Raw genomic sequence first — 26,533 nt, forward strand, 5'->3', positions numbered from 1 at the left:
TGCACCCCTCACCACAATCGTCGCCAGATGCCAATCTGCTGGCGTTGCGGTCCAGTGCCGGGTTGGTGTGAGTGAACAGCCTCAGGCGAGCACGATGGGCCGGTCGGGGATGCGGACGTCGAGGGCGCGGGGGGTCATGCCGTTGCCGACGGTCTCCTCGACCAGCGAGGCGATCGTGGCGGCCTTGACGTCGACCTCGACGGGACGGCCGAGGTGGGCGACGAGCTCCACTGGGCCGGATTCGGTCGGGACACGCAGCAGCGCGTCGACCTCGTCGTCGCCAGCCGTGCTGTAGGAGACCAGCCACCGCTCCATGCCCGGGGGCATGCGTGCGGCGATCTCGGCCGCAGCCAGCACCGAGGGCGCCGTGACGACCGCACCGACGGGGGGCGCCGCGGTCAGGGCCATGGTCGTCACGCCCTCGGGAGCCTCGTCCACCACCTCGATGACCAACCCCTCGGCGTCCACGAGGTAGGTGTTCTCGCCGAACGTGCCGGCCAGCACCGGGGTGCGCGCGGACACACGGATCTCCACGGTGGAGGGAAGTCGGCGGCGGACGGTGGCCCGCTCGACCCACGACAGCTCGGTGACCTGGGCCTCGACGGCCTGCAGGTCCACGTCGAGGACGTTCTGGCCGACCCGGACCGACGCCACGCCCAGCACCTCCGCAGACACCTCGCCGGGCACGCCGACGACGCGGACGTCCTCCACGGCCAGCAGCGGCGATCGCAGGGTCCCCCACCCGAGCAGCACCGTGGCCAGCAACGCCAGCAGGGACGCCGTCACGACGCGTTCGCGCCGACGTCGACGTTGCAGCCCCTCCAGGATGCGCTCGCGCATGCGCGGGTGGCCGGTGACGTGGATGGGACGCTCGGCCAGGCCGAGGACGACGAGCGGCTGGAACCGACGCCGCGGGTGACGAGGCTCCTGCGGTCGTCGGGCCCCTGTCCTGGCCCGTGGACGCGATCCTGCCGGCTGCCGCGACCGCTTCTGTGCACCATCACGATCACGCGAACGGGAACGGGAGCGGCGGCGACGCGGCGCAGACGACGTCGACCGGGGCACCGATGGACGGGTCACCGTCGACTGCCGGACCGGCACGGGATCGGTGGCCGCCGCGTTGCGCTGCGCGTCGCCGCGACCGACGGCGCTCAGGAGCAGCTCGGCGTCGACGACCGCCCGTCGCGAACCGTCCGGTGCCACCTGTGCAGCAGCACGGACGCGCACGTGGGACGGCGCGGCAGGGCGCCTGGCGGGCCGGGGGGCCGACGCGAGGCCGAGGTAGCGGAGGGCGGGACGCAGCGCGCTCACGCGGCCTCCCCTCCCCCGCTGCCCAGCGGATCCGCGAACCCCTCGATGACCACCTCGGGATGCAGCACCACACCGTGCACCCGGTCGACCTCGGCGCGCACGTGGCGGATGACCTCGTACACGTCGCTGGCGGTGGCTCCCGGGCTGACGGTGATGAAGTTGGCGTGCTTCGGGCTGACGCGCGCGCCGCCGACGGCATGGTCCTTCAACCCGGCCGTGTCGATCAGGCGGCCGGCGGAGTCACCCGGCGGGTTGCGGAACACGCTGCCGCACGACGGCTGGTTGATCGGCTGGTGGTCGCGCCGCCACTGCTTCATCTCGGCCATGTCGGCGGCCAGCGTGTCCGCATCCTCCCGCTGCAGGCGCAGGCACGCGCGCGTCACGACGGCGTCTGACGGAAGGGCGGTGTGGCGATAGGACATCTGCAGGTCAGCAGCGTGCCAGCGCTCCGTCGTCCCACGCGTGAGGCGGACCACGTCGGCCCACTCCAGCACGTCGGCCATCTGCCCGCCGTGGGCGCCGGCGTTCATGCGGACCGCACCGCCGACGGCACCGGGAATCGCCACGCCGAAGGCCATGCCACCGAGGCCGTGGCGTTCCAGCGTCGACGCCAGCACGGGCATGGGTTCGGCCGCCCCCGCGATGACCGTCCAGTGGGATCCGTCGGGATGCCGGGGGTCAGTGGCCTCGACGTCCACCCCGCGGAACCCGCGACCGAGGGTGACCGCGACACCGTCCCAGCCGCGGTCGGCGATCAGCATGTTGGACCCGCGACCCACGACGAGCCAGCCGACTGCCATCTCGTTGCAGACCCGAGCCACGGCGAGCAGGTCGTCCTCGGACTCGGCCACGACCAGCGTGCGCGCGTTGCCGCCCACCTTCAGGGTGGTCCGCGGTGCCAGGGGTTCGTCCGCGGTGACCGCACCGCCGACACGGGCGACCAACGCCTCGTACAGCGGGTCGCCCGGTCCCCACTCCTTGCTCATGCGCCTCGTCCCTCCAGCCGCTCCAGCAGCTGGGGACCGACGCCCGTGATGTCACCGGCGCCCATCGTGAGGACCATGTCGCCGGGCTCGACCAGGTCGGCGAGCAGCTTCGGCAGGTCACCCAGGCGCGGCATGAACCGGACCTCGGCGCCGGCGTCCGCCGCACCGTCGGCGACCAGCGCACCCGTGATGCCCGGTACCGGCGCCTCACCGGCGGCGTAGACGTCGGTGACGACCACGAGGTCGGCCGCGGCCAGCGCCCGTCCGAGGTCCGTCCCGAGCGCCTCGGTCCGGCTGTAGCGGTGGGGCTGGAAGACGGCGATGACCCGGCCGTCGGGGTTGGCCTCCCGGGCGCCGGCGATCGTCGCGGAGAGCTCCGTGGGGTGGTGGCCGTAGTCGTCGACGACGGCGACGCCGCCGACCGTGCCGAGCCGCTGGAACCGACGCATCGCCCCGGCGAAGTCCCGCAGGCCGTCGGCCACCCCCTCGACCGACGCCCCGACGAAGCGGGCAGCGGCGATCGCCGCGGTGGCGTTGAGGACGTTGTGCCGGCCGGGCACGAGGACCGAGAACTCGCCGAGGTCCTCCTCGCCGTCGGTCACGCGGAAGCGGCTGCCGCCCTCGGGGGTGGGGGTCACTTCCGACGCGCGCACGTCGGCGCCAGCGACGGTGCCGTAGGTGCGCACCAAGCCGGTCAGGTGGGGGGCGAGGGTGGCCGAGCCCTCGTCGTCGGCGCAGAGCAGCGCGAGCCCGCCCTCGGGACGACGCTGGAGGAACTGCACGAACGCCTCGCGGTAGGCCTCGAGGTCGGCGTACTCGTCGTGATGGTCCATCTCGACGTTGGTGATGATGGCCACGTCGGGGGTCAGGCGCAGGAAGGACCGGAAGGCCTCGTCGGCCTCGGCAACGAACACTGCACCGGTGCCGTGATGGGCCGACGTCCCGCCACCGTGCAGCGCACCGCCGATGGCGAAGGAGGGGTCGAGTCCGGCAGCCTGCAGGGCCACGGTCGTCATCGACGTCGTGGTCGTCTTGCCGTGGGTGCCGGAGATCAGGACACGTGTGCTGCCGGTCAGCAGCAGCTCCAGCAGGTCCGCACGCAGCACGACGGGGATGCCCAGCTCGTGGGCGCGCTGGCGTTCGACGTTGCCGCGCGGGACGGCGTTGGAGACCACGACGACATCGGCCCGCTCGACGTGTCCGGCATCGTGGCCGACGTGGATCGTGGCCCCCATGGCCTCCAGCACCATGCAGGACGGTCCGCCGCGCAGGTCGCTGCCCGACACGGGCATGTCGCGCTCGAGCAGGATCTGGGCCAGGGCGCTCATGCCCGACCCACCGATCCCGATCAGGTGCACACGGGTGTCGGCGGCAAGCTCCAGGCCTGCGGCGGTGGTCAGGTCGGGGTCGTCAGCGGTCATGGTGTGGCTACCTCCAGCACGAGCTCGGCCAGCCGGGCAGCTGCCTGCGGGCGGCCGAACGCCGTCGCGGCGGCAGCCACGCGCTCGTGGGTCGTGGGGTCGTGGAGCAACGGCTCGGCGGTGGCGACCAGCCGATCGGCATCCATGTCGGAATCGGGGACGACGACCGCACCGCCGGCTGCCTCGAGGGCCCGGCCGTTGGCGGTCTGGTGGTCGTCGGTTGCGTGGGGATAGGGCACGAGGATCGACGGCAGGCCGAGCGCGGTCAGCTCGGCGATGGAGGAGGCGCCAGCACGGCAGACGACCACGTCGGCCGCAGCGTAGGCGAGGTCCATGCGCGTGATGAACTCCTCGACGACGACGTGCAGGCCGCCGTGCTCGACCGCTCCCCAGGCGGCGACCGTCTCGTCGTGGGTTCGGGAACCGGTGGCGTGGAGGACCTGGAGCTCCTCGGGCCTGGTCCAGCGGTCGACGGCGCCGGTCAGCGCCCGGTTGATCTGCCGGGCTCCCTGGCTGCCACCGAAGACGAGGAGGGTGCGACGGTCCGGACGCAGCCCGAAGGTGGACAGGGCCTCGTCGCGGAGTCGGGCGCGGACGGCCGGGAGGTCCTCGCCGGGCGCCGCGTCGGGCAGCAGCCCGGGTCGTACGGGGTTGCCGGTCAGCACGGTCCTGGTCGAGCCGAAGCCGTCAGCGGCCTGCTCGAAGGTCACGGCGACGGCCGCGGCGGCTCGTGCTGCCAGCTTGTTGGCGCGCCCGGGGACCGCGTTCTGCTCGTGCACCACCAGGGGCGTGCCGGTCGTGCGGGCCGCAAGCGCCAGGGGGACGGACGTGTAGCCGCCGAAGCACACCGCGGCGATCACGTCGGACTGGCGGATCAGCTGACGGGTCGCCGACACCGCCCGCCCGAGGACGACCGGCAGCTTCAGCGCCGACAGGTCCTTGCGCAGCGCCATGGCGGGCACGGTGTGCAGGGGCCAGCCGGCCTCGGGGACGAGGCGAGCCTCCAGCCGGTCGGCGGTGCCCACGAAGGCGATCTCCAGGTCCGGACGGGCGTCGTGGAGCGCGGCGGCGGTGGCCAGTCCGGGGAACACGTGACCGCCCGTGCCGCCCGCGGCCAGCAGGACGGTGTCACCCATCGAGCGACGCACCGTCCCCCGCGGGCCGCGCCGACGGGGCCGGCACCCGCCCGTGCCTCGCCTCCACATCGCGCCCGTGCCGGGCGACCGACGCGAGCAGGCCCACGCCGGCCATCGTGATCACCAGGGACGACCCACCGAAGGAGACCAGCGGCAGCGTGACACCGGTGACGGGCAGCAGCCCGACGACGGAGGACATGTTGATGCTGGCCTGCAGGATCAGCCAGGCGGTGACCGAGGCGGCCAGGAGGCGCCCGAACACGTCGGTGGACCGAGAGGCGATCCGGATGCCGAGCCAGGCGAAGCCCGCGAAGGCGATGAGGACCAGCAGGGCACCCAGCAGGCCGAGCTCCTCGCCGATGATCGCGTAGATGAAGTCGGTGTGGGCGTTGGGGACGTACAGCCACTTGCCGCGCCCCTGGCCCAGCCCCACGCCGAAGAACCCGCCGGATCCGAGGGCGATGAACCCCTGGGTGGTCTGGTAGCCGTAGGTGTCGGCGTAGGCGGTGGGGTCGAGCCATGCGGCCAGGCGACCGAGGCGATAGGGCTTGGAGGCGACCTCGTACCAGGCGAACAGCCCGGCGAGGATGCCCATGACCCCGACGATGCGCAGCGGCAGGCCGGCCACGAAGAGGGCCGTGCTGCCGATGGCCATGACCAGCACGGCGGACTCCAGGTCGGGGCCCATGGCCACGAGCACCCCGGCGACCACGATCACCGGTGCCGCGGGCAGCAGCAGGTCGATCACCCCACCACGGTCGATCGAGCGCCACTTCGAGGCCAGGACGTGTGCGGTCCACAGCGGCAGGGTCAGCTTGACGATCTCCGCAGGCTGGATGGAGACCGGCCCCAGCGCGAACCAACGCTTGGCGCCGTTCACCTCCTCCCCCACGACCAGCACGAGCGCCATGGCCAGCAGGGTCAGCACCAGGGCGGGCAGGGCGAACATGCGCCACCGCCGGTAGTCCACGACCGTGGCCACGAACGCAACCGGCAGGCCGAGGAACGCCCAGAACGCCTGCCGCCCGAAGACGTCGAAGGCGTCACCGGTGTCGGCGGTCGACTGCACGAAGGACGCGCTGAAGGTCATGACGAGGCCGAGCAGCAGCAGGCCGCTGGCCAGCAGGAGCAGCCAGACCGAATCCGGCGTGGCACGGCCCGACACGATCCTGCCGAGCAGCCCGGTGCGGCCGTCGGCCTCGACGGTGGCCGACGATCCGGCCGCGGTCACCTCGGGGTCCGATCCAACGGTGGTCATCGCAGCGCCTCCACTTCCCGCCTGAACACGTCTCCGCGCTCGGCGTAGTTGCGGAACTGATCCATGCTGGCCGCCGCCGGCGCAAGCAGGACGGTACTGCCCGGGACCGCGATTTCGGCGGCACGTCGGACGGCGGCGTCGAGCTGACCGACCTCCTCGACCGCCACACCGACGGTGCGGGCGACGGCGGCGAGCTCCGGGCCGCAGGCGCCGATGGTCAGGACGGTCCGGACGCGGCCGGGCAGGTCATCGGCGAGCGTCGCGAAGTCCAGGCCCTTGTTCAGCCCGCCGGCGATCCACACGATGTCCTCGAAGGACCGCAGCGCGGCGAGGGCGGCATGGGGGTTGGTGGCCTTGGAGTCGTTGATCCAGCGGACCCCGTCTCGGTCGGCGACGAGCTCGAGGCGGTGGGGGCCGGGCTCGAAGGCCTGCAGCGCGTCCCGGACGTCCTCGACCGACGCACCAGCGGCAAGTGCTGCCCGCGCCGCCACAGTGGCGTTGGCCAGGTTGTGGGGGCCGCCCGCCCGCAGGTCGAGGCCCTGCAGCACCTCGTCGTTGCCGATGTCGTCGACACGGACCAGCTGTCCGGGGGGCGGGTACGCCTCGAGCGTGGCGACGGTGCCGGCGTCGGCGGTGAAGGCGACGGTGACGTCCTCGGGACGCTGTGCCTGCCACATGCGGGCCTTGTCGGCCCGGTAGCCGTCGAGGCCGCCGTGCCAGTCCAGGTGGTCATCGGCGACGTTGAGGAGGGCGGCGACGTCGGGCCGCAGCTCGTGGCAGAAGTGCAGCTGGAAGCTCGACAGCTCGGCGACGACGACCGGTGGTGGCGTGTCGGCGGCCAGGACCTGCACCAGCGGCACGCCGATGTTGCCCGCTGCGGGTGCGTGCAGGCAGGCGGCGATCATCTCCGTGGTGGTCGTCTTGCCGTTGGTCCCGCTGACGGCGACGAGGCGGCTGCGGCCCTCGTTGAGCTGCCAGGCGAGCTCCGGTTCGGACCAGACGGGCACCCCACGGTCGACGGCCGTCGCCAGGAGGGGCTGGGTCGGCGGCACACCCGGGCTCGTGACGACGACGTCGACGTCGGCGAGCGCAGACGCATCGACGGCGCCGAGCCGGACCTCGACCCCGTCGGGCATGGCGGAGGTGTCGGCCTCGGCACGCTCGTCGACGGCCAGGACCTGCCAGCCCCGGGACAGGGCAGCCGCGGCGACGGCAACACCGGAGGCGCCGACACCGAAGACCAGGACTCGCCTCGGGTCGGTGGCGGTCATCCCGACCCCGCCCGGGACAGGTACTCGGCGTAGAACAGGCCGATCCCGAAGGCCGTGCAGAGTCCGCCGATGATCCAGAACCGGACGATGACCTGGTTCTCGTGCCAGCCGAGCTGCTCGAAGTGGTGGTGGAAGGGCGCCATGCGGAACAGGCGCCGACCGCCCATCAGCCGGAACACCGCGATCTGCAGGATGACCGACACGGTCTCGGCCACGAACAGGCCGCCGAGGATGATCAGCAGCAGCTCGGTCTCGGTCAGCACGCCGAGGGCGGCGAGCATGCCGCCGAGGGCCAGCGACCCGGTGTCACCCATGAAGATCTTGGCCGGGTGGGCGTTCCACCACAGGAAGCCCAGCGTGGCGCCCATGACGGCTGCGGCGCCGATCGCGAGGGTGTCGGCGTGGATCCATGCCTCGTTGGTGTAGTCCAGCTGATGGCGGAAGATCCAGAAGGCGATGATCGTGTAGGCGCCGAAGACCATGGCGCTGACCCCGCTGGCGAGGCCGTCGAGCCCGTCGGTCAGGTTCACCGCGTTGGAGGTGGCCGAGAGGATCACGAAGCAGAAGATCGGGAACAGGACCGGCCCGAAGTCCAGCGACAGCGGCCCGATGAAGCTCAGGCGGGTCGACGTCTCGGCGACGTACTGTGCGCCGAACGCGAAGACGATCGCGACCAGGGCCTGGCCGCCGAACTTGGCGGTCTTGTTGAGGCCGAGGTTGCGCTGCTGCTTGAGCTTGATGAGGTCGTCGAGGAACCCGACTGCGCCCATGCCGGCGAACGTGGCCATCGCCAGCGCCCCGCCGGCGGAGTCGAGCCGCCCGGCCAGCGCTGCGGAGATCGCGTAGGCGATCAGCGCCGCGATGATGATCGCGGTGCCGCCCATGGTCGGGGTGCCGCGCTTGGTGTGATGGCTCTGTGGGCCGTCGTCGCGGATCAGCTGGCCGAGCTCGCGAGCCCGGAAGAAGCGGATGACCGCCGGGGTGCCGATCAGCGACAGGACCAGCGACAACGACGCGGAGATCAGGATGAACCTCACTGGTGGCCACCGTCCTCCAGCAGCGCCGCGGCCAGGACTTCCAGGCCGACGCTGCGGCTGCCCTTGACCAGGACGACGTCACCGGCGGCGACGAGCCCGGCGATCGTGTCGGTGGCCTCGCCCACGTCGGCAGCCTCGAGGATGCGTCCGGCGAAGCCGGCCTCCCGGGCCCCGTCGGCGATCGCGCCGGCACGGGCCTCGACCACGACGACGCCGTCGATCCCGGCCTCGGCCAGGTGCGCGCCGACCGTCCGGTGGCCCGGGCCGGTCTGATCGCCCAGCTCGGCCATGAAGCCGAGGACCGCCCAGCGTGCGCCGTCGGTGCGGATGCTCGCGAGCGTGTCGATGGCGGCAACCGTCGACTGGGGGTTGGCGTTGTAGGCGTCGTTGACCACCACGACCCCGTCGGCGCTGGTGGTGACCTCCATGCGCCACCGCGACACGCCGGCGTCGGCCAGGCCCCCGGCGGCGACGTCGCGGGGCACGCCGACGATCTCTGCGGCGGCGAGGGCGGCCAGGGCGTTGCCGACGTTGTGCAGGCCGGGACGCGGCAGCCGGACGGTGACCTCGCCGATGGTGAGCACGGCGTGGCCGGCTTCGTCGACGGTCACCTCGTCGGGGTGGAGGTCGGCGGTCTCGGCCCTGCCGAAGGTGACGACACGTCCGGGGCTGCGCTCGGTCAGGCCGGCGACCTCGGGGACGTCGGCGTTGAGGACGGCGACCCCTTCCTCCGACAGGCCCTCCACCAGCTCGCCCTTGGCCCGCACGATGGCTTCCAACGAGCCGAACTCGCCGATGTGGGCGCCGGCGATCGTGGTGACGATGGCGATGTCGGGACGCAGCATCGGCATGACCTCAGCGATGTGGCCGATGCCCCGGGCGCCGATCTCGCAGACCAGCACCTCCGTCTCGGCGGTCAGCAGGCACAGCGTCAGCGGCAACCCGATCTCGTTGTTGAACGAGCCGGGGTTGGCGACGGTGACCCTGGCCGCGCCGATGGCGGCGGCGGTCAGGTCCTTGGTGGTGGTCTTGCCGTTGGAGCCGGTGACGGCGACGACGATCGGATCGACCTCGTCGCGTACCCAGGCCGCCAGCCCGGTCAGGGCGTCGAGGGGGTCGTCGACGACGATCCCGCCGGGCAGCCGGGCGGCCAGGTCGGCGTGGGCCTCGTCGCACAGGAAGCCGGTCGCGCCGGCCGCCACGGCGGCCTCGACCCAGTCGTGGCCGTCGCTGTGCTCGCCCACGAGGGGGACGAAGAGGTCGCCGGCCATCACGCGTCGGCTGTCGATGGAGACACCCGTGATCCGGGTGTCGGAGTCGGAGACCAGGTCGCCACCGACGATGTCGGCGACGGCGGCCACGGCCAGGGGAATCATCTACAGCACCTCGTTGAGGACGTTGCGGGCGACCTCGCGGTCGTCGAAGTGGATCCGGCCGTCGGCCAGCTCCTGGTACGGCTCGTGGCCCTTGCCGGCGATCACGACCACGTCACCGGCCCGCGCCTGGCGCAGGGCTTCGGTGATGGCGGCGGCGCGATCGGTTATCCGGATGGCCGCGGCCGGGTCGGCGAGGCCTTCGACCATGTCGTCGAGGATGGCCTCGGGATCCTCGCTGCGCGGGTTGTCGCTGGTCAGCACGGCGACGTCGGCGCCGGCCACGGCGGCGCGGGCCATCAACGGCCGCTTGCCGGCGTCGCGGTCCCCGCCACAGCCGAGGACGACCAGCACCCGTCCGTCGGTCAGCCGACGGGCGCTGGACAGCACGTTGGTGACGGAGTCCGGGGTGTGGGCGTAGTCGACGAGTACCGCGAAGGGCTGGCCGGCATCGACGCGTTCCATGCGGCCGGGCACGCCGGCGATGGCACCCACGCCGGCCACCGCCACCTCGATGTCGACGCCGGCGAGGTGGGCGGTCGCGATGGCACCGAGGGCGTTGGTGACGTTGTAGTCGCCGGGGATGGCGATCCGGACGGCGTGTCGCCGACCCTCCACCAGGGCGGTGAACGTGGCGCCGTCGGGCCCGGTGACGACATCGGTGGCCGTGATGTCGGCGTCGCGATGGCGCGACACGGTCAGGACCGACAGGCCAGCCGAACGGGCGCGGTCGGCCATGCGGTCGCCCCACTCGTCGTCCACGGTGATGGCCGCCGCCGGGACGAACGCCGGCGTGAACAGCCGTGCCTTGGCCTCGAAGTACTCGGCCATGTCGTGGTGGAAGTCGAGGTGGTCCTGGCTGAGGTTGGTGAACAGGGCCGCACGCATGCGCACCCCGTTGAGGCGGCCGAGCGCAAGGCCGTGGCTGGACACCTCGATGGAGGCCGCGGTGACGTCGTCGTCGCGCATCCGGGCGAACAGGCGGTGCAGGTCCGTGGCCTCGGGCGTGGTGCGCACGCCCGCGATGACCTCGCTGCCGATCCGGGTCTCCACGGTGCCGACCAGCCCGGTCCGCCGTCCGGCGGTGCGCCAGACGGCGTCCAGCAGGTAGGCGGTGGTGGTCTTGCCGTTGGTGCCGGTCACGCCGAGCACGTCGAGGGCGTCGCTGGGGTTGCCGTGCGCGGCGGCGGCGGCCCACCCCATGGCCTCGGCCACGGACGGGACGACCAGCTGATCGACGGGCAGGTCCGGCAGGTGCCGCTCGACCAGCAGCGCGGGGCTGCCCGCCTCGACGGCGGCAGGCGCGAAGTCGTGTCCGTCGGCCCGTTCGCCGGGCCGGGCGGCGAACAGCACGCCGGGGCCGGCCATGCGGCTGTCGTGGGTGACGTCGGTCACGACGGATCGGCCGACACCGTGCAGGACGGCGTCGGGCAGCAGGTCGGCCAGGTCGGTCAGGGACGGGCCGGGAAGATCGGGTGGGGGCACGAGGGAGGGTCGCCGTGGTCGTCGCGCCGGCCCCGTCGGCCGGCGTCTGGGCCGGCCCGAGGATACGACCGGGGCCCTCGAGAACCCGGGAGGGGTCGTGGTCGACCGGACACGCGAACCCAGGTACGCCCCGCGATCATCCCTCTGCACCGTCGTCACCGCCCGAGGATTCGGCCTCGGGGGACTCCTCGTTGATCTCGCGGTCACTGGCCGTGTCGCTGGCGGTCTCCGTGGGGGTCGGCGCCGTCGCGAAGGTGTTGCCGAGGCGCTGCCCGACCGGCAGGGGGATCTGCGGCGTGTGGGGCGGGATGCGCTGGTCGCGGAGGGCGAACTCCATGATGCGGCTGAACGTCGGGGCGGCGGACAGCCCGCCGTAGTGCGGGGTGGGCTCGTCGAGCATGACGGCGACGACCACCTGCGGGTCCTCCACCGGGGCGAAGCCGGCGAAGGTCGCGATCCAGGCGTCCTCCCGGTACCCACGGGCGCCCTCGAGGGGCTTCTGTGCGGTACCGGTCTTGCCACCGACGCTGTAGCCGCGGACCGCGGCCCGGCTGCCGGTGCCGACGTCGGACTCGACGACGTCGACGAGCATCTGGGCGACCGTCTCGGCCGTCTCGGCCGACACGACCTGCCGTGGTTCGGCGGTCGCGGCAGGGGTGAAGGCCCCGTCGGGGCCCACGGTGCCCTGCACCAGGCTGGGCGGGACGTAGGTGCCGTCGTTGGCGATGACGCCGAACGCCTGGGCGACCTGCACGAGCGTCGCCGAGACACCCTGCCCGATCGCGATGGTCGGCAGGCTGGAGATCGACCAGTCGTCGACCTCGGCGAGCAGGCCGTTGGACTCACCGGGGAAGTCGAGGCCGGTGGGGCGACCCAGGCCGAACTCGGTGACGTAGTGGTACAGCCGCTCCTCCCCCAGCGCCTGGGCGATCTTGATCGTCCCGACGTTGGAGGACCGGGCGATGATGTCGTTGACCGACCACCAGCTGGTCGCGTGGCCGCTGGAGTCGTTGAAGACCTCCGGGCCGATGGCGATCCGATCCGCGACCTCGAAGCTCTGGTCGGCACCGATGACGCCGTCCTCGATGGCACCGGCGATGGTGATGACCTTGTTGACCGAGCCGGGCTCGAACACGTCGGTCACGGCGCGGTTGCGGCGTGCGTAGGGTTCGGAGTCCGCGAAGGCGGTGGGGGCGACGGACGGCACGCTCGCCATGGCGAGGATCTCGCCGGTACGTGGGTCCAGCACCACCGCGGAGCCGCCGATCGCGTCGTAGGTCTCCACGGCCTCGACCAGGATCTCCTCGGTGGCGAACTGCACCTCGCGGTCGATGGTCAGCCGGATGTCGGCGCCAGCGGTGGCGGGGACGACCTCTCGGGGAGCGGCGGTGATCTCCAGCCCGCCGGGGGCACGTTCCAGCCGCAGGGTTCCGGCGACACCGGCCAGGGCCTCGTCGTACTGCAGCTCGATACCGGCCAGGCCGCTGTTGTCCACGCCGGCCCAGCCGACGACCTGGCTTGCGATCCGGTCGGCCGGGTACACCCGGTTCGGCTCCTCCAGGACACCGATGCCGGCCAGCTCCATGGCGGTGATCTCCTCACCCACGGCACGTGGCAGCTGGCGGCCGAGGAACACGAACTCCCGGTCCGCCGTCAGGTCCTCGACGAGGTCGACGACGGAGCGGCCCAGCGGCTCGGACAACCGCGACGCCAGGACATAGGGGTCGATGTCGTTCTCGGCCAGCAGCCGGGGGTTGGCGAAGATCGTTGCTGCCGACAGGCTCATGGCCAGCGGGTCGCCCTCACGATCGGTGAGCGCACCTCGGGTGGCGGGCAGGTCGACCTCGCGCTGGGTCTGACGACGTGCGAGCTCGCTGTAGTCCTCTGCGGCAACGATCTGCACGGTCACGAGGCGCCAGCCCATGAGCAGGGTCAGCAGCACGTAGATCAGCAGCAGCGTGAACAGCCGACGGGAGCACTTGGCCCGCTGCAACGCCCTGGCGAGGGCGTCGTGGGTGGCGATGAGCAGCCCGGCGGCAAGCGACGGCGGCCGCGGGCCACGGGGACGACCTGCACCGGCGGGTGGCCGACGGGGCGAGGACGGCGCGGTGACAGTCCGTGCGCCTTGGGTGGGGGTGGGTGACGTGGTCGGCCGGGTGGTCGTCCGCGAGCGGCGGGTGCGGGTGATGGTGCCGGACGTCACGTGGTCAGCTCCCTGTCCGCACCATGGGCTTGGGCTGCGGCGCCGGCATGTCCGCCGGGTCGATCTCGAGGAATCCGGGCACCTCGGGCTCCATCAGGCCGAGCTGGCCGAGCGCGACGTCACGAACCCGGTTGGGCGACTCCAGCTGGGCGACCGCGGCGACCAGGTCGTCGTGGTGCAGCGTCAGGTCGGAGATCTCCTGCTCCAGCGCCCGGGCCTCGAAGGAGGCCTCGGCGGCAAGGGCGTTGAGGGCCACCACCCCGAGGACTCCCAGGACCACGATGGTCACGGCGAGGGCGGCGACGAGCGGTGCGGCGAGCCGGAAGGGGTCCTTGCGGCGATCGGGGACCGCCCGGACGGCTGCCCGACGACGTTCAGCGGCGGCCCGGCGGGCGTCGGCGGCCTGCTGGCTCGTCTGACCTGCAGGGCGGCCGTTCGGGGCTGTTGCCAGCCCTGCGGCGACCAGGAACGCCTCGGTTCGGGCGCGGGCGGTGGTGCTGCCACGGCGTGGCAGCTGGGCGACGGCGGTCATCCGGCGTCACCGGGTCCCGAGCTGGTCGTCGTCAGGGGTCTCGTCCCCGGAGAGACGTTCCACGACCCGCAGCGTCGCCGATCGGGCGCGCGGGTTGGCAGCCACCTCTTCCTCGGAGGGGCGCTCACCCTTGCGGCTGACGTGGGAGAGGAGGGGGACGCGACCGCAGCCGCACACCGGGAGACCCGGAGGGCAGATGCAGCCATCGGCCGCGTCGGAGAAGAACCGTTTGGCAATACGGTCCTCCAGGCTGTGATAGGCGAGCGTGGCGATGCGACCGCCACGATCGGAGGTGTTGGCGGTGCGCCCGCCCCGGCCGTCGACGTCACCGTCGCGGGGGGATGTTCCGGGGGCGGGCGCCGCCAGCTCCAGTGCCTGGGGAAGGGAGGCACCGAAGCGTTCGAGCTCTGAGTTGACCGCGATCCGCAGGCCCTGGAAGGACCGGGTGGCGGGGTGGATGCCCTTGGCGCGATCCTTGCGGCGCTGCGTACGGGGCATGGCCTGGGCGATCAGGTCGGCAAGGCCGACCGTGGTCGTGAAGGGACGGTTGGCGACGATCGCCTGGGCGATCCGTCGTGCGTGGGACTCCTCGCCGTACTCCGAGAGGATCCGCTCCAGCTCGGTCTCGCTGGCGGCGTTGACGAACTCCGCAGCGGTGGTCGGCGACGTGGTGTCCATGCGCATGTCGAGCGGCCCGAAGGCACGGAAGGAGAAGCCCCTCCCGGGCGTGTCGAGCTGCATGGAGGACACACCGAGGTCGTAGAGCACACCCATGAGGGGCCCGTGCTGGGCGACGACCGGGGCAACGTGTTCGGTGAACTCGTCGAAGGGGGCGTGCACGAGGGTGACGCGGTCGGCGAAGGCCGACAGGCGACGACGGGCCAGGTCCAGCGCGTCGGGATCACGATCGAAGCCGACGAGGTGGGTGTTGGGGCCGCTGGCGGCCAGCAGGCGGGCGGCGTGGCCGGCCGCGCCGAGGGTGCAGTCGACGAGGACCGCGGGGCGGTCGTCGGTGACGGCGAGGAGGTCGACGATGCGGTCGACCATGACGGGATCGTGGGGTGCGCTGGCCATGACTCTCGGGTGGATCCTCGGTCGGTGGGCGCGACGCGGACGGTGCCAGGACGGGGCGATCAGCTGAACAGCCACAGTGCCACCCCTCCCGAGATCAGCAGCGAGCCGGCCAGGGGTGCCACGACGGCGGCACGACGCGTGGGAACCCCGGCGTCGACGAGGCCGAGCCGATCCAACGGGCGATACGAGGTCTGCACCTGGGCTCCTAGAAGATGTTGATGTCGAACTCGGCGGACAGTTCGGCGAGGTTGGACAGGCCGCCGCCCTCGTACTCGTCCCAGCGCCCGGCGTCCCAGATCTCCACACGGGTCACGGCACCGACGACGGCGACGTCCTTGTCCAGGCGTGCGTACTCCCGCAGGTCCTGCGGGATGGAGATACGACCCTGCTTGTCGAGGGTCTGCGGTTCGGCGTTGCTGGCCACGAGTCGGGTGAACAGTCGCTCTCGCGGGTTGGAGGTCTTCAGCGAGCGGAGGGTGGTCAGCGTCTTCTTCCACTCCGACGTCGTCTGCAGCGTGAGGCAGTTGTCGTAGCCGATCGTCATGACCATTCCTTCCTTCAGTAGCTCGCGAAAGGTGGCGGGCAACACCAACCGACCCTTGGTGTCCATCGCGTGGTGATGGGTTCCAAGGAACTCGGCGCTGTCGTCCTGTTCCTCCACTGTTCTCCTTCTGCACCCACTGTGCCCCACCACCCCCACCGGGTCAACCACACGACCCCACTTCTCTTCACTCTTCTTAACAGTAGTTGCAAAACTGCAGGTCAACGCGGTGGTGGAAGGTGGGTGGCCTCGCACCTGCGATGCCGTTGAGGCGTCCAGGACGGCCGTCCTGGACGCCGCCGAGGGCCTTTCGCGACCTCGGCGGGGGCGTGCGGGGGCGTCGGGGGGTCCTGGTGGGGGGCCCGTGGGGCTGGGTGGGGGACGTCGCACCCCGGTGGTGGGGGACGGTGGGAGGACGGTCCGCCCCCTCCCCCGCCAGCTCCGCTCCGCACGCCGGAACAAAAAGATTGGAGTCCGGCAGGAAACCCGACGAGCTTTGGCGAATACTGTTCATAGCGGCGCCCTTGGCGGGAGCGCCCTCTCCTAAAGGCGGGAGCGAAGAGCCGGTCCCACGGCGGGGGCCGGCTCTTCGGCTTTTTTGTCAGCCGACCCCTCGGCGCCCGTCACCGTGTCGGCGAACCGGCCACATGTCGTGATTGGGCGACACGCGACCGCGCTGTTCGGGCGACTACCCGGTCACCGTGTCGGCGAACGGGCCACATGTCGTGATTGGGCGACACGCGTCCGGGAGGGGGGTGGGCGGGGCCGGGCAACGCGAACGCCCCCTCCGCCGTGGGGCGAAGGGGGCGTGGGTACTGGTCGGGCTAGTAGCTGGCCGTCCCGTTCACCGTGCTGCGCTCGGCGCGGGAGTCCAGCAGGAGGGGGATGACGTTCTTGGACTGCTGGGCCATCGGGAAGACGGCCTGGTCGCCGTCGACGGTCCAGTCGACCTCGTGCAGGCCGAGGACGCCGGTCAGCGTCCCGTGCACCCCCTCGGCCTTGGTCAGCGCGGAGGCCGGGATGCGGTATTCCTCGGCGCCGGGGTCGTCGAAGGTCTGGGGCTGCAACGACGCGAGGCTGGTGCTGGGGTGGGCCTCGTCCTGGCCGTCGAACCACACCGTCCCCTGGGCAGCGCCGTCCTCGGCACGGCGGACCGGGGCACCGGCGGTGATCGCCATGGACGCCTCACCCTTCTCGGAGAGGTGGCGGATCGCGGCGTCCATCACCACGCGCTGCGACGCGACGCGGCGGAACAGGTTGTTGGTGGCCTCCGACGGGTCGTGGGGGCGGGCGGAGACGGCCGACTCGACCAGGATGCCCATGGCGTTGCGCAGGCCCGTGGCGTTGCGGGCGATCCCGTCGTCCCAGTCGCCGGCGGTCTGGACACCGGTGGGCGCGCCGACGGGCGTCTGCAGCGGGCCGTAGTTGGGGCCAACCTTGGCCAGGCCGTACTCGTCGGCGGTGTAGCCAGCGGCCTCGCAGTCGGCCTTGATGTAGTCCAGGCAGAACTCCTTGGCGCCGGCCCGGACCTGCTCGTCGACGTTGAGGTTGCGGGGCCACAGGTAGAGGACGTCGTCGTCGTAGAGCACCGGCTGACCGGGGCCGTACTCGTGGTGGTCCACGATCATGTACGGACGCCACACGTTGCCTGCCTCGGCGTAGGCACGGGCCTCGCGCGTCCGCAGGTTCAGGTGGTCGCGGTTGATGTCGGTCACGCCGTTCTCGCGTGCGTTGCGCTGCCGACCACGGGGGTTGGCCGTCGGGGTGACGATGATGTTCACCTTCGACAGCAGCTCCAACAGCGTGGGGTCGGTGGTGAAGGCGAGGTCACGGATCAGCTCGATCCCGGCCTCGCGACCTGCCGGCTCGTTGCCGTGCTGGGAGCAGAGGATGTAGACCGTCGGCCGCGTGCCCGGCGTCGCGACGTCACCCGTGTGGTCGGTGCCGAAGGCGAACAGGTGCACCGGCAGGGTGCCCTCGCTCCCGTCGCGCCGTACGCAGTCGTCGAGGTCGGTCTGGCCGATGACGTCCATCGTGAACCGGTTCGGCGACTTCGGGCCGAGGATGGAGTCGAAGAAGTCGAGCTCGGCGGCGTGGCTGGTCCAGCCGGTCCGGCCCCCGGCCTCGAAGGGCGTCTGCGGGGCGGAGCCATCCTGGGCGAACGCAGGCGCGCTCAGCAGGGTGGGCAGGGAGAACGCGCCGGCGGCAGCCGCGCTGGAAGCGGCGCGGCCGAGGAACATGCGTCGGGAGAGCGACATCGGTCGGGTGACCTTTCGAGGAGCAGGAGGGGACGTCCTGCTCTGGGTTCGACGTCGCGACGTCGAACTCCTCCCCCGGACCGGTCGCTACGCGGTCAACGCCTCGACGACGTGGTCGATGGAGGCGAGCAGCTGCTCGACGTCGGCGGTGTCGACCGCGGGGAAGACGCCCAGGCGCAGCTGGTTGCGGCCGAGCTTGCGGTAGGCCTCGGTGTCGAGGATGCCGTTGGCCCGCAGGATGCTGGAGACCTGGGAGGCGTCGATGGCGTCGTCGAGGTCGACGGTGCAGACCACCGGCGAGCGGTCGGCCGGGTCGGCCACGAACGGGGTCGCCCAGTCGCGGTCCTCGGCCCAGCCGTAGACCAGGCCGGACTTCTCGCGGCAGTCCTCGGCGACGGCGGACAGGCCACCCTCACCCAGCAGCCACTCCACGGAGTCGGCGAGGAGGAACAGCGAGGACACGGCCGGCGTGTTGTAGGTCTGGTCCTTGGCGGAGTTGTCCAGCACGATCGACAGGTCCAGGGACGGCGGCGTCGGCCGACCCGTTGCACGGATGCCGCCGATGCGGGCCTGCGCCGCCGGCGACAGCAGGGCGACACACAGGCCGCCCTCGGCGCCGAAGGCCTTCTGGGGAGAGAAGTAGTAGGCGTCGACCTCGGTGGGGTCGAACTCGATCGCGCCGGCCCCGGAGGTGGCGTCGACCAGGACCAGGCCGTTTCCGGCCGGACGCGTGACCGGCATGGTCACGCCGGTCGAGGTCTCGTTGTGGGTCAACGCGTAGACGTCGACACCCTCGATCCGCTCCATCGTCGGGTGGGTGCCCACCTCGGACTCCACCGTGACGGGCGACTCCAGGTGCGGGGCGATCTCGGCGGACTTGGCGAACTTGGAGGAGAACTCGCCGAACACGGCGTGCGCCGAGCGCTGCTCGATCAGGCCGTAGCAGGCCGCGTCCCAGAAGAAGGTCGCCCCACCGTTGGTGACCGCGACCTCGTAGTCCTCGGGCAGGCCGAAGTACGCCTTCATCCCCGAGCGGATCCGCCCCACGATGTCCTTGACCGCAGGCTTGCGGTGCGAGGTGCCGAGGATGGTCGGGCCGGCCGCAGCGAGGCGGTCGACTGACTCCTGGCGCACCTTGGAGGGGCCGCAACCGAAGCGGCCGTCGGCGGGAAGCAGGTCGGCGGGAATGGTGATGTCGCTCATCGCCGTCAGGGTAGACGACGCCGGCAGCCCCACCCGACGGGCCAACGGTGCCAACCGGGCAGTGACGCCGGGCCACCCGGTCAGCTGTCGGGGATCTCCGCGAACCCGTCGGCGAGCGGCTGGCCGCACAGCGACGCCACCTGCTCGTGGACCGCGGCGGTGGCCTGCCGCCGGGACCGGGGCGAGTCGTCGGGCAGGTGGACGGCCTCGCCGAAGTGCACGCCCACGACGCCCCTGTGCGGGCGCTGCATCGACGGACGTGCCTGGCCGCGGGGCCAGACCTCCGCCATGCCGGTCATCCCGACGGGGACGATCGGCACGTCGGCTGCCGCAGCCATGCGCGCCATGCCGGACCGGAAGCGGTACAGCCGACCGTCCGTCGACCGGGTGCCCTCGGGGAAGATGCCGATCAGCGCCCCCGCCCGCAGCAACGTCACCGCGACGTCGAGGGCGCTGAGGTCGGCGCTGCCGCGCTCGACGGGGATCATGCCCATGGCGACGTTGTAGCGGCCCGACAGCCCCTCGGCGAGGGAGGCCTTGCCGAAGAAGCGCATCGGTCGCGGGCTGGCCGCGCCCATGGCGAAGTGGTCGAGGAAGGAGCGGTGGTTGGCGGCGAGCAGCGCCCCTCCCGAGGACGGCACCTGTCCCGTCCCGGTCACGGTGGCGCGCAGCCACCACAGCACGGTGGGGCCCATCACGGCATGGCTGATCCGCATGGGTGGGGTCGTCGGCCCGTCCCCTGCGACGCCTGCGCCCGGATCGGAGGGGGTCCGGCCCTCGGCGTCGGCCTGACTCACGCGAACAGGCCGCCGTCGACCTGCAGGACGGTGCCGTTGACGTAGGCAGCCTCGTCGCTGCACAGGAAGGCGATGGCGGCGGCGATCTCCTCGGCCTCGCCGAGCCGCCCGGCCGGGATCCGGTCCAGCATGTCCGCGGTGTCGACCTCGTCGGTCATGGCGGTGCTGATGAAGCCGGGGGCGACGGCGTTGACGGTGATGTTGCGCTTGCCGACCTCGCGGGCCAACGACTTGGTCAGCCCGACCAGGCCGGCCTTGGAGGCGGCGTAGTTGGCCTGGCCGGCGTTGCCGTGCAGCCCGACGACGCTGGTGACGTTGACGATGCGACCGAAGCGGGCGCGCAGCATCCGTCGCAGGACCGCGCGGGACAGCCGGAACGACGCGGTCAGGTTGACGTCGAGCACGCGCGCGAAGGCGTCGTCGTCCATGCCGAAGACCAGGCCGTCGGCGGTGATGCCGGCGTTGTTGACCAGCACGGCCACCCCACCGACGTCCTCGGCGGCCTCGGCGAGGGGCTCGACGGAGGTGGACAGGTCGGCCCGCACCGCCCGTGCGGCCACGCCGGCGTCCTCGCAGGCAGCCACCACAGCCGCTGCGCCGTCTGCGTCGCCGCCGAAGCCGACCAGGACGTTGCGGCCCTGGCGGGCCAGGGCGACGGCGGTTGCGGCGCCGATGCCCTTGGAGGCGCCGGTGACCAGCGCCCAGGTGCGGTCGTCGGTTGGCTGATCGGTCATCGGTCTACAGGTCCTCTGGCGTGGTGATGGCGATGCGGTCGATGCCGCGATCGATGCGCTTGATCATGGCGGTCAGCACGGCGGTGGCGCCGAGCTCGACGACCTGTTCGATGCCGGCGTCACGCATGGTCAGCACGCTCTCGCGCCAGCGGACGGGGCTGGTGACCTGATCACGCAGCAGGGTGGGCCATTCGGCCGCCGCGGTGTGGGGGGCCGCGTCGACGTTGGCGACGACGGGCACGGTGGCGTCGGCGAAGGGTGCGGCGTCCAGCGCCTCGCCCAACGGGCCGACGGCAGCAGCCATGTGCGGCGAGTGGTAGGCCGCGCCGACGGGGATGTCGCGCACCTTGCCCTTGCCCTCGGCCAGGATCGCTTTGACCGCTGCCAGCTGCTCGACCGTGCCGCTGACCGTGATCTGCCCGACGGCGTTGTCGTTGGCGACGTGCGCACCAGCCCGTTCACAGGCGGCCGTCACCTCCTCCACCTCGAAGCCGAGCGCGGCGATCATCGTGCCGGGCATGTCGTCGGCGGCGTCCTGGGTGGCGCGGGCCCGGACGTCGACCAGGCGCAGGGCGCTGGCGAAGTCGAGCACGTCGGCGGCGACGAGGGCGTCGTACTCCCCCAACGAGTGGCCGGCGACGAACGCTGGTCCGCTGCCGGGGGTGTTCGCCTGCCATGCCTCCAGCAGGACGATGTGGTGGACGAACAGCGCGACCTGGCAGTTCCGCGGCTCCCGCAGCTCCTCCGCGGGTGCGGCCAGCCCCAGCCGGGACACGTCGAGGCCGAGCACGTCGTCGGCCTCGGCCCAGCGTGCGAAGGACGGGTGGTCCTGCCAGGGCTCGGCCATGCCGGGTTGCTGGCTCCCCTGGCCGGGGAACACCAGCGCCATCGTGCTCATGCGGATCGTGCCTTTCTGTCCAGTGCGTCGGAGACGGCCGCGACGAGCCTGCCATAGGTGGTGACGTCTGCGGTATCGGCTTCGTCGAAGCGGATGTCGAAGGTGTCCTCGATGGCGACCTGCAGCTCGATGACCGACAGCGAGTCCAGCTGGAGGCCGTCCTGCAGTTCGACGTCGTCGTGGAGGGCGTTGGCCGGGACGCCGAACAGATCGTCGATGACCTGGGCGACGCTGGTGTGGATGGGGGATGACATCGTGGGGGGTTCTCCGTTACCGCGGGGGGGCCGGGTCGTGCAGCGCCCGTCGACCCTCGAGGGCCTCGGCGCGCAGGGCGGCCTTGTCGATCTTGCCGGTGGCGTTGCGTGGGAGGACGTCGACGGCGGTGACCCGCCGGGGCACGGCATGTCGACCGATGCCGTCGTCGACCAGCGCACGAAGCGCCATCACGTCCAGTTCGGAGCCGGACCGCATGACGACTGTTGCGAACACCGCCTCGTCGTGCAGGCCGTCGGGCACCCCGAAGACCGCGGCCTCGGCAACGTCGGGATGGCTGGCGAGCAGCTGCTCCACCTCGACGGAGAAGACGTTGGCGCCGCCCCGCATGATGACGTCCTTGGCGCGGTCGAGCAGCCGGACGGTTCCGTCGGGCCCGACCGTGCCGATGTCGCCGGTGCGCAGCCAGCCGTCCACGATGACGTGGTCGGTGACCTCGGCGTCGTCGGCGTAGCCGGGGGTGACGTTGGCGCCGCGGACCAGCAGCTCGCCCGGATCGCCATCGGTGCGGACCTCCACACCGGGGATCGGGCGGCCGACCGTGCCCGGCATCGGCGGGGCCGAGGGGTCGTACCGCAGGGCCGTGGCGGGGCCGTGGGTCTCCGAGAGCCCCCACACGTCCCACAGCCGCAGGTCCGGGAACCGCCGGGCCAGGGTCGACGCGGTCTCCTGCGGCATGGGCGCGCCGCCGTAGATGAGGGTGCGCCAGGTCGGGATCGCCGTGTCGCCGGACCGTGCGAGCAGGCCGAGCCAGGCCGGGACCGCGTCGACGTAGGTGATGTTGGCCGTCGCCATCGCACGAGCTGCCCGGTGGGGCGTGGTCTCGGCGGGGATGACGTTCACGCCACCGACCAGCGGCATCGTGGTGGTCTGCGCCGACAGCGGGCCGATGTAGTGCAACGGCAGGCAGACGAAGGACCGGTCGGTGCCGTCGAGGCCGAGAAGGTGCACGTAGGCCATCGCGGCGTGGATCAGTCCGCCGGTCGTGACCCTGCTCATCTTGGGCACGCCGGTCGTGCCCGAGGTGGCGATCAGCGCGAGGGTCTGGTCCGGATCGGCCTCCTCGAAGGACTCGGGGGCCGCGGTGCCGTCCAGGGTCCAGGCCCGGGCTGCCTCGACGACCGCGACATCGGTGCCGAACGCGGCCGTGCGCGCGGCCTCGATGTGATCGGGGTCGGCAACCACGACCTCGGGGCGGGCCCGGTCGAGCTGGTCGCGCCACGCCGACGGCGAGAGGCTGGTGTTGAGGGGCAGGACGGTGACCCCGGCCCGGCTGGCCACGTAGGGCAGGAGGAACAGCGGGAGGTCGTGTCCCATGGCCACCGCGATGGTCGCGCCCTCGTCGGCGACGGACCGAACCGCCGTCGCGGCGCTGTCGACGGCCGCGTGCAGCTCGGCGTAGGTCAGCGTCCCGGCCGGCGCCACGACGGCCTGGCGTCGCCCGAACCGTCGTGCTGCTCGCCGGAGGACCGCGTCGTGGCTTGCCGGGCGGCCCACGAAGGCCTGGACCGTCGTGCCCAGGTGGGCAAGCGGCTCGAGGGCTGGCGATGGCATCTAGCGGTCCCTCTCGTGGAGGTCGTGGGCTGCGCTGGTGACGACGAGCACGGCGTTGTGACCTCCGAACCCGAACGAGGAGGACATCGCTGCCCGCAGGACACCTTCCCGAGGGTGCCCGAGGACGAGGTCGACCATACAAGCGGGGTCCTGGTGGACGGTGTTGAGGGTGGCCGGGACGACCCCGTGGTGGAGCGCCTGCACGGTCACCACTGCCTCGATCGCACCGGCGGCCCCCATGAGGTGGCCGAAGGAGGACTTGGGCGCGGTGACCGCCGGACGGTGGTCGCCGAACACGGTGGCCATCGCGGTGGCCTCCGCCAGGTCGCCGACGGGAGTTGAGGTGGCGTGGGCGTTGACGTGGTCGATGTCGCCGGGCCCCAGGCCCGCGTCGGCCAGCGCCAGCCGCATGGCACGGACGGCACCCTCGCCGTCGGGAGCAGGGCTGCTGGGATCCAGCGCATCGTTGGAGGCGCCGTAGCCCGCCAACCAGGCGATCGGCGCAGCCCCTCGGGCCGTCGCGTGCTCGGCGGTCTCCAGGACCAGGACCGCCGCCCCCTCCCCCGCGACGAAGCCGTCCCGGTCGACGTCGAAGGGTCGGCTGGCAACCGCGGGGTCGTCGTTGCGTCGCGACATCGCCCCGGCTGCATCGAACCCGGCGAGCAGGAGCGGGTTGATGGCCGCCTCGGTCCCGCCGACGACGGCCACGTCGGCCCGGCCGGCGCGCAGCAGGTCCAGGCCGGTGCCGATCGCGTCAGCCGCGGAGGCACACGCCGAGACCACGGCGCTGGCCGGCCCACGCAGGCCATGGCGCATGGCGACCTGCCCGGCCGCCATGTTGAGGGGCATGGCGATGGACAGGTAGGGACGGACCCGGTCGGGCCCGTCGGCCAGGAGGCGCTGGTGCTGGGTCGTGATCTCGTCGATGCCCCCCGCCCCGGAGGCGATGACGACGGCCACACGGTCGGCGTCCACCCCCTCCACCGGGTGCCGCACCGCCTGTGGATCGGGCGTCAGCAGTCCGGCGTGGACCAGCGCCTCCTCCGCGGCGATCAACGCGTATCGGGCGAACGGGTCGGTCTGGCGCTGCAGCCGTCTCGGCAACCTGTCCGACAGGTCGCCGGGGACCTCACAGGCGAAGCGGACGCGATGCCCGCTGGCGTCGAACCGGGTGATCGGCGCCGCACACGAGCGCCCCGCGAGCAGTCCGTCCCACAACGCGTCGGTACCGACGCCGTGGGGGCTGACGGCGCCGAGACCGGTGATCGCGACGTGGGCTGGGCTCATGGTGCAGGCATGGGTGGAGGACGGATGGATTCGTCCTGCCATACTGGCGGGTCGCAGATGGTAACCACCGAGCACGCAACGCCCGCGCCGGTCGATAGTGCCGCTCCCCCGGCGATCGAGGTGACGGGCCTGGTGAAGGCCTACGACGACCGGCGTGTCGTCGATCAGGTCGACCTCGCCGTGCCCGTGGGGCAGGTCGTGGCGTTGCTGGGCCCCAACGGCGCCGGCAAGACCACGACCGTGGAGTGCATCGAGGGCTTCCGCCGTCCCGACGCCGGCACGGTGCGCGTCCTCGGGCTGGACCCCGTCCGCGACCGCAACACGCTGACGCCCAAGCTGGGCGTGATGCTGCAGGAGGGAGGGGTCTGGCAGGCGGCCACCCCCCGCGAGGTGCTGAGGCTCTTCGCCCGCCTGCACCCGGACCGCTGGAACCCCGACGACCTGATCGAACGCCTCGCCCTGGGCACCGTTGCGGGCTCGAAGTACCGCAACCTGTCGGGCGGCGAGAAGCAGCGGCTGAACCTGGCGCTCGCGCTGGTCGGCCGTCCCGAGGTGCTGATCCTCGACGAGCCGACGACGGGCATGGACCCCGAGGTCCGCCAGCAGACCTGGGAGCTGATCCGCGGGCTGCGCAACGAGGGCACGTCGGTGCTGCTGACCACCCACTTCATGCAGGAGGCCGAGGTGCTGGCCGACCAGGTCGCCATCATGGCGCGCGGCCGGATGCTGGCCGAGGACTCACCCGCCGGGCTGATCGCCACGCATGCACCGCCCGGCATCGTCGTCACCACGCCGGACCGGATCGACGCCGAGTCGCTGTCGGACCGCCTGGACGGCGCACTCGTGCTGGCCGACACCGCCGACCGCTGGCTGGTCGACGCCGGCGAACGGGATCCTCAGTCGTTGCTGGTCGGGATCACCACCTGGTTCGCCGACAACGGCCGCCACCTGACCTCGATCGCCACGGGCGGCGAGGGGCTGGAGGCCGCGTACCTGGAGCTGACGCGTCAGGCGTTCGGCGAGCCAGCGACGCTGCCGGACGGCGCGGGCGGCGGCATGCCCCTGGAGGCCCGCCGATGATGGGCGCGGTCAGCCGGTTGTCGGCCCAGACGGTGATGGAGCTGAAGCTGATGCTCCGCAACGCCGAGAACCTCATCGTCACCTTCGGCATCCCGACGGGGATGCTCATCTTCTTCTCCATCATCCGCGTGCTGCCGACCCCGGACGACACCGAGCCGGTGGCCTTCCTGGCCCCGGGCATCCTCGCGCTCAGCGTCATCGGCGCGGCGATGGTGTCGCTCGGCATCCAGACCGGATTCGAGCGGTTCTACCTCGTCCTCAAGCGGCTGGGTGCCACGCCGCTGCGCCGCTGGGAGCTGATCGCCAGCAAGGCGCTGGCGGTGCTGCTGACGGAGATCGCCCAGGTGGTCGTCGTGGTCGGCGTGGCCCTGGCGTTGGGCTGGCGTCCGCAGGTCGACCAGCTGGCGCTGGCGGTCCCGGCGCTGCTGCTGGGCACCTCGGCCTTCGTGGGGATCGGCCTGTCGATGGCCGGCCGGTTGCGCGCTGTGGCCACCCTGGCGGCGACCAACGCGCTGTTCCTCGTCTTGCTGGTGTCCTCGGGGATCATCTTCCCGCTGGACCGGCTGCCGGAGGTCATGCAGTTCGGCGCCCGCCTGCTGCCTGCCGCCCCGCTGACCGACTGGCTGCGTGCGGCCTTCGACGGCGCGCAGATCCCCGTCGCCTCGCTGATCGCCCTTCCCGCCTGGGCCGTCGGCGCCCCGATCCTGGCCTCCCGCATCTTCCGCTGGGAGTAGGCACTCCCTCGGCGCGAGGGCTTGGGCCGCCCCTCCAGCGCGAGGGCCCGGCCGGCCCTCCAGCGCGGGTGCTTGGCCGCCCTCCAG

The 26,533-nt window shown here is 72.2% G+C and carries 24 protein-coding genes; 2 read left to right on the forward strand and 22 right to left on the reverse strand.

What is annotated here, in order from left to right:
• Nucleotides 1–81: 81 nt before the first annotated feature.
• The 22 genes from DVS28_RS14520 to DVS28_RS14620 form a co-directional block, all read right to left on the reverse strand.
• Nucleotides 82–1,311, reverse strand: coding sequence for a cell division protein FtsQ/DivIB (locus DVS28_RS14520; protein ID WP_114592090.1), 1,230 nt, complete (start codon nt 1,309–1,311; stop codon nt 82–84).
• Complete coding sequence (gene murB / locus DVS28_RS14525; protein WP_114592091.1) at nt 1,308–2,297, reverse strand: UDP-N-acetylmuramate dehydrogenase; 990 nt, start codon at nt 2,295–2,297, stop codon at nt 1,308–1,310. Before murB ends, DVS28_RS14520 begins: the two co-directional genes overlap by 4 nt.
• Nucleotides 2,294–3,718, reverse strand: a complete 1,425-nt coding sequence (gene murC, locus DVS28_RS14530; protein WP_114592092.1) for a UDP-N-acetylmuramate--L-alanine ligase — start codon at nt 3,716–3,718, stop codon at nt 2,294–2,296. Before murC ends, murB begins: the two co-directional genes overlap by 4 nt.
• A complete protein-coding gene (murG, locus tag DVS28_RS14535) occupies nt 3,715–4,854 on the reverse strand; it encodes an undecaprenyldiphospho-muramoylpentapeptide beta-N-acetylglucosaminyltransferase (protein ID WP_164710557.1) in 1,140 nt (379 codons plus the stop codon). The genes murC and murG overlap by 4 nt, the downstream gene beginning before the upstream one ends.
• Nucleotides 4,847–6,112, reverse strand: a complete 1,266-nt coding sequence (gene ftsW / locus DVS28_RS14540; protein WP_114592094.1) for a putative lipid II flippase FtsW — start codon at nt 6,110–6,112, stop codon at nt 4,847–4,849. Before ftsW ends, murG begins: the two co-directional genes overlap by 8 nt.
• A complete protein-coding gene (gene murD, locus DVS28_RS14545; RefSeq protein ID WP_114592095.1) occupies nt 6,109–7,383 on the reverse strand; it encodes a UDP-N-acetylmuramoyl-L-alanine--D-glutamate ligase in 1,275 nt (424 codons plus the stop codon). The genes ftsW and murD overlap by 4 nt, the downstream gene beginning before the upstream one ends.
• A complete protein-coding gene (mraY, locus tag DVS28_RS14550; RefSeq protein ID WP_114592096.1) occupies nt 7,380–8,420 on the reverse strand; it encodes a phospho-N-acetylmuramoyl-pentapeptide-transferase in 1,041 nt (346 codons plus the stop codon). The genes murD and mraY overlap by 4 nt, the downstream gene beginning before the upstream one ends.
• Nucleotides 8,417–9,796: a UDP-N-acetylmuramoyl-tripeptide--D-alanyl-D-alanine ligase gene (locus DVS28_RS14555; RefSeq protein ID WP_114592097.1), complete on the reverse strand. Its 1,380-nt coding sequence runs from the start codon at nt 9,794–9,796 to the stop codon at nt 8,417–8,419. The genes mraY and DVS28_RS14555 overlap by 4 nt, the downstream gene beginning before the upstream one ends.
• A complete protein-coding gene (locus tag DVS28_RS14560) occupies nt 9,797–11,278 on the reverse strand; it encodes a UDP-N-acetylmuramoyl-L-alanyl-D-glutamate--2,6-diaminopimelate ligase (protein WP_216826048.1) in 1,482 nt (493 codons plus the stop codon).
• Nucleotides 11,279–11,414: 136 nt separating this feature from the next.
• Nucleotides 11,415–13,481, reverse strand: coding sequence for a peptidoglycan D,D-transpeptidase FtsI family protein (locus tag DVS28_RS14565; RefSeq protein WP_114592098.1), 2,067 nt, complete (start codon nt 13,479–13,481; stop codon nt 11,415–11,417).
• Between the two features lie 4 nt (nt 13,482–13,485).
• Nucleotides 13,486–14,013 carry a hypothetical protein gene (locus tag DVS28_RS14570; RefSeq protein ID WP_114592099.1) on the reverse strand — a complete coding sequence of 176 codons (528 nt, stop codon included), beginning with the start codon at nt 14,011–14,013 and terminating at the stop codon, nt 13,486–13,488.
• 6 nt (nt 14,014–14,019) lie between these two features.
• Nucleotides 14,020–15,087 (reverse strand): 16S rRNA (cytosine(1402)-N(4))-methyltransferase RsmH, encoded by a 1,068-nt coding sequence (rsmH, locus tag DVS28_RS14575; RefSeq protein WP_114592100.1) that lies wholly within the window; start codon nt 15,085–15,087, stop codon nt 14,020–14,022.
• A gap of 59 nt (nt 15,088–15,146) precedes the next feature.
• Nucleotides 15,147–15,284: a hypothetical protein gene (locus tag DVS28_RS28455; RefSeq protein WP_164710558.1), complete on the reverse strand. Its 138-nt coding sequence runs from the start codon at nt 15,282–15,284 to the stop codon at nt 15,147–15,149.
• 8 nt (nt 15,285–15,292) lie between these two features.
• Nucleotides 15,293–15,748, reverse strand: a complete 456-nt coding sequence (mraZ, locus tag DVS28_RS14580; protein ID WP_114592101.1) for a division/cell wall cluster transcriptional repressor MraZ — start codon at nt 15,746–15,748, stop codon at nt 15,293–15,295.
• 704 nt (nt 15,749–16,452) lie between these two features.
• Complete coding sequence (locus tag DVS28_RS14585) at nt 16,453–17,886, reverse strand: M14 family zinc carboxypeptidase (RefSeq protein WP_114592102.1); 1,434 nt, start codon at nt 17,884–17,886, stop codon at nt 16,453–16,455.
• 87 nt (nt 17,887–17,973) lie between these two features.
• Complete coding sequence (gene serC, locus DVS28_RS14590) at nt 17,974–19,089, reverse strand: phosphoserine transaminase (protein WP_114592103.1); 1,116 nt, start codon at nt 19,087–19,089, stop codon at nt 17,974–17,976.
• Between the two features lie 80 nt (nt 19,090–19,169).
• Nucleotides 19,170–19,886, reverse strand: coding sequence for a lysophospholipid acyltransferase family protein (locus tag DVS28_RS14595; protein WP_164710559.1), 717 nt, complete (start codon nt 19,884–19,886; stop codon nt 19,170–19,172).
• Nucleotides 19,883–20,620 carry a 3-oxoacyl-ACP reductase FabG gene (fabG, locus tag DVS28_RS14600; protein WP_114592105.1) on the reverse strand — a complete coding sequence of 246 codons (738 nt, stop codon included), beginning with the start codon at nt 20,618–20,620 and terminating at the stop codon, nt 19,883–19,885. Before fabG ends, DVS28_RS14595 begins: the two co-directional genes overlap by 4 nt.
• A gap of 4 nt (nt 20,621–20,624) precedes the next feature.
• On the reverse strand, nt 20,625–21,518 hold the full coding sequence (locus DVS28_RS14605) for an ACP S-malonyltransferase (RefSeq protein WP_114592106.1): 894 nt from the start codon (nt 21,516–21,518) through the stop codon (nt 20,625–20,627).
• Nucleotides 21,515–21,772 (reverse strand): acyl carrier protein, encoded by a 258-nt coding sequence (locus DVS28_RS28460; protein WP_164710560.1) that lies wholly within the window; start codon nt 21,770–21,772, stop codon nt 21,515–21,517. Before DVS28_RS28460 ends, DVS28_RS14605 begins: the two co-directional genes overlap by 4 nt.
• Nucleotides 21,773–21,788: 16 nt before the next feature.
• Entirely contained in the window at nt 21,789–23,345 is a 1,557-nt protein-coding gene (locus tag DVS28_RS14615; protein WP_114592108.1) for a class I adenylate-forming enzyme family protein, read from the reverse strand.
• Nucleotides 23,346–24,632: a beta-ketoacyl-[acyl-carrier-protein] synthase family protein gene (locus DVS28_RS14620; protein ID WP_114592109.1), complete on the reverse strand. Its 1,287-nt coding sequence runs from the start codon at nt 24,630–24,632 to the stop codon at nt 23,346–23,348.
• Between the two features lie 57 nt (nt 24,633–24,689).
• On the opposite strand from DVS28_RS14620, the gene DVS28_RS14625 reads away from it, so the two are divergent.
• Together DVS28_RS14625 and DVS28_RS14630 are read left to right on the forward strand one after the other, a co-directional pair.
• Nucleotides 24,690–25,712, forward strand: a complete 1,023-nt coding sequence (locus DVS28_RS14625; protein ID WP_114592110.1) for an ABC transporter ATP-binding protein — start codon at nt 24,690–24,692, stop codon at nt 25,710–25,712.
• Entirely contained in the window at nt 25,709–26,446 is a 738-nt protein-coding gene (locus DVS28_RS14630) for an ABC transporter permease (RefSeq protein WP_114592111.1), read from the forward strand. Before DVS28_RS14625 ends, DVS28_RS14630 begins: the two co-directional genes overlap by 4 nt.
• Nucleotides 26,447–26,533: the final 87 nt, after the last annotated feature.

The organism is Euzebya pacifica, from assembly GCF_003344865.1.
GTDB lineage: Bacteria > Actinomycetota > Nitriliruptoria > Euzebyales > Euzebyaceae > Euzebya > Euzebya pacifica.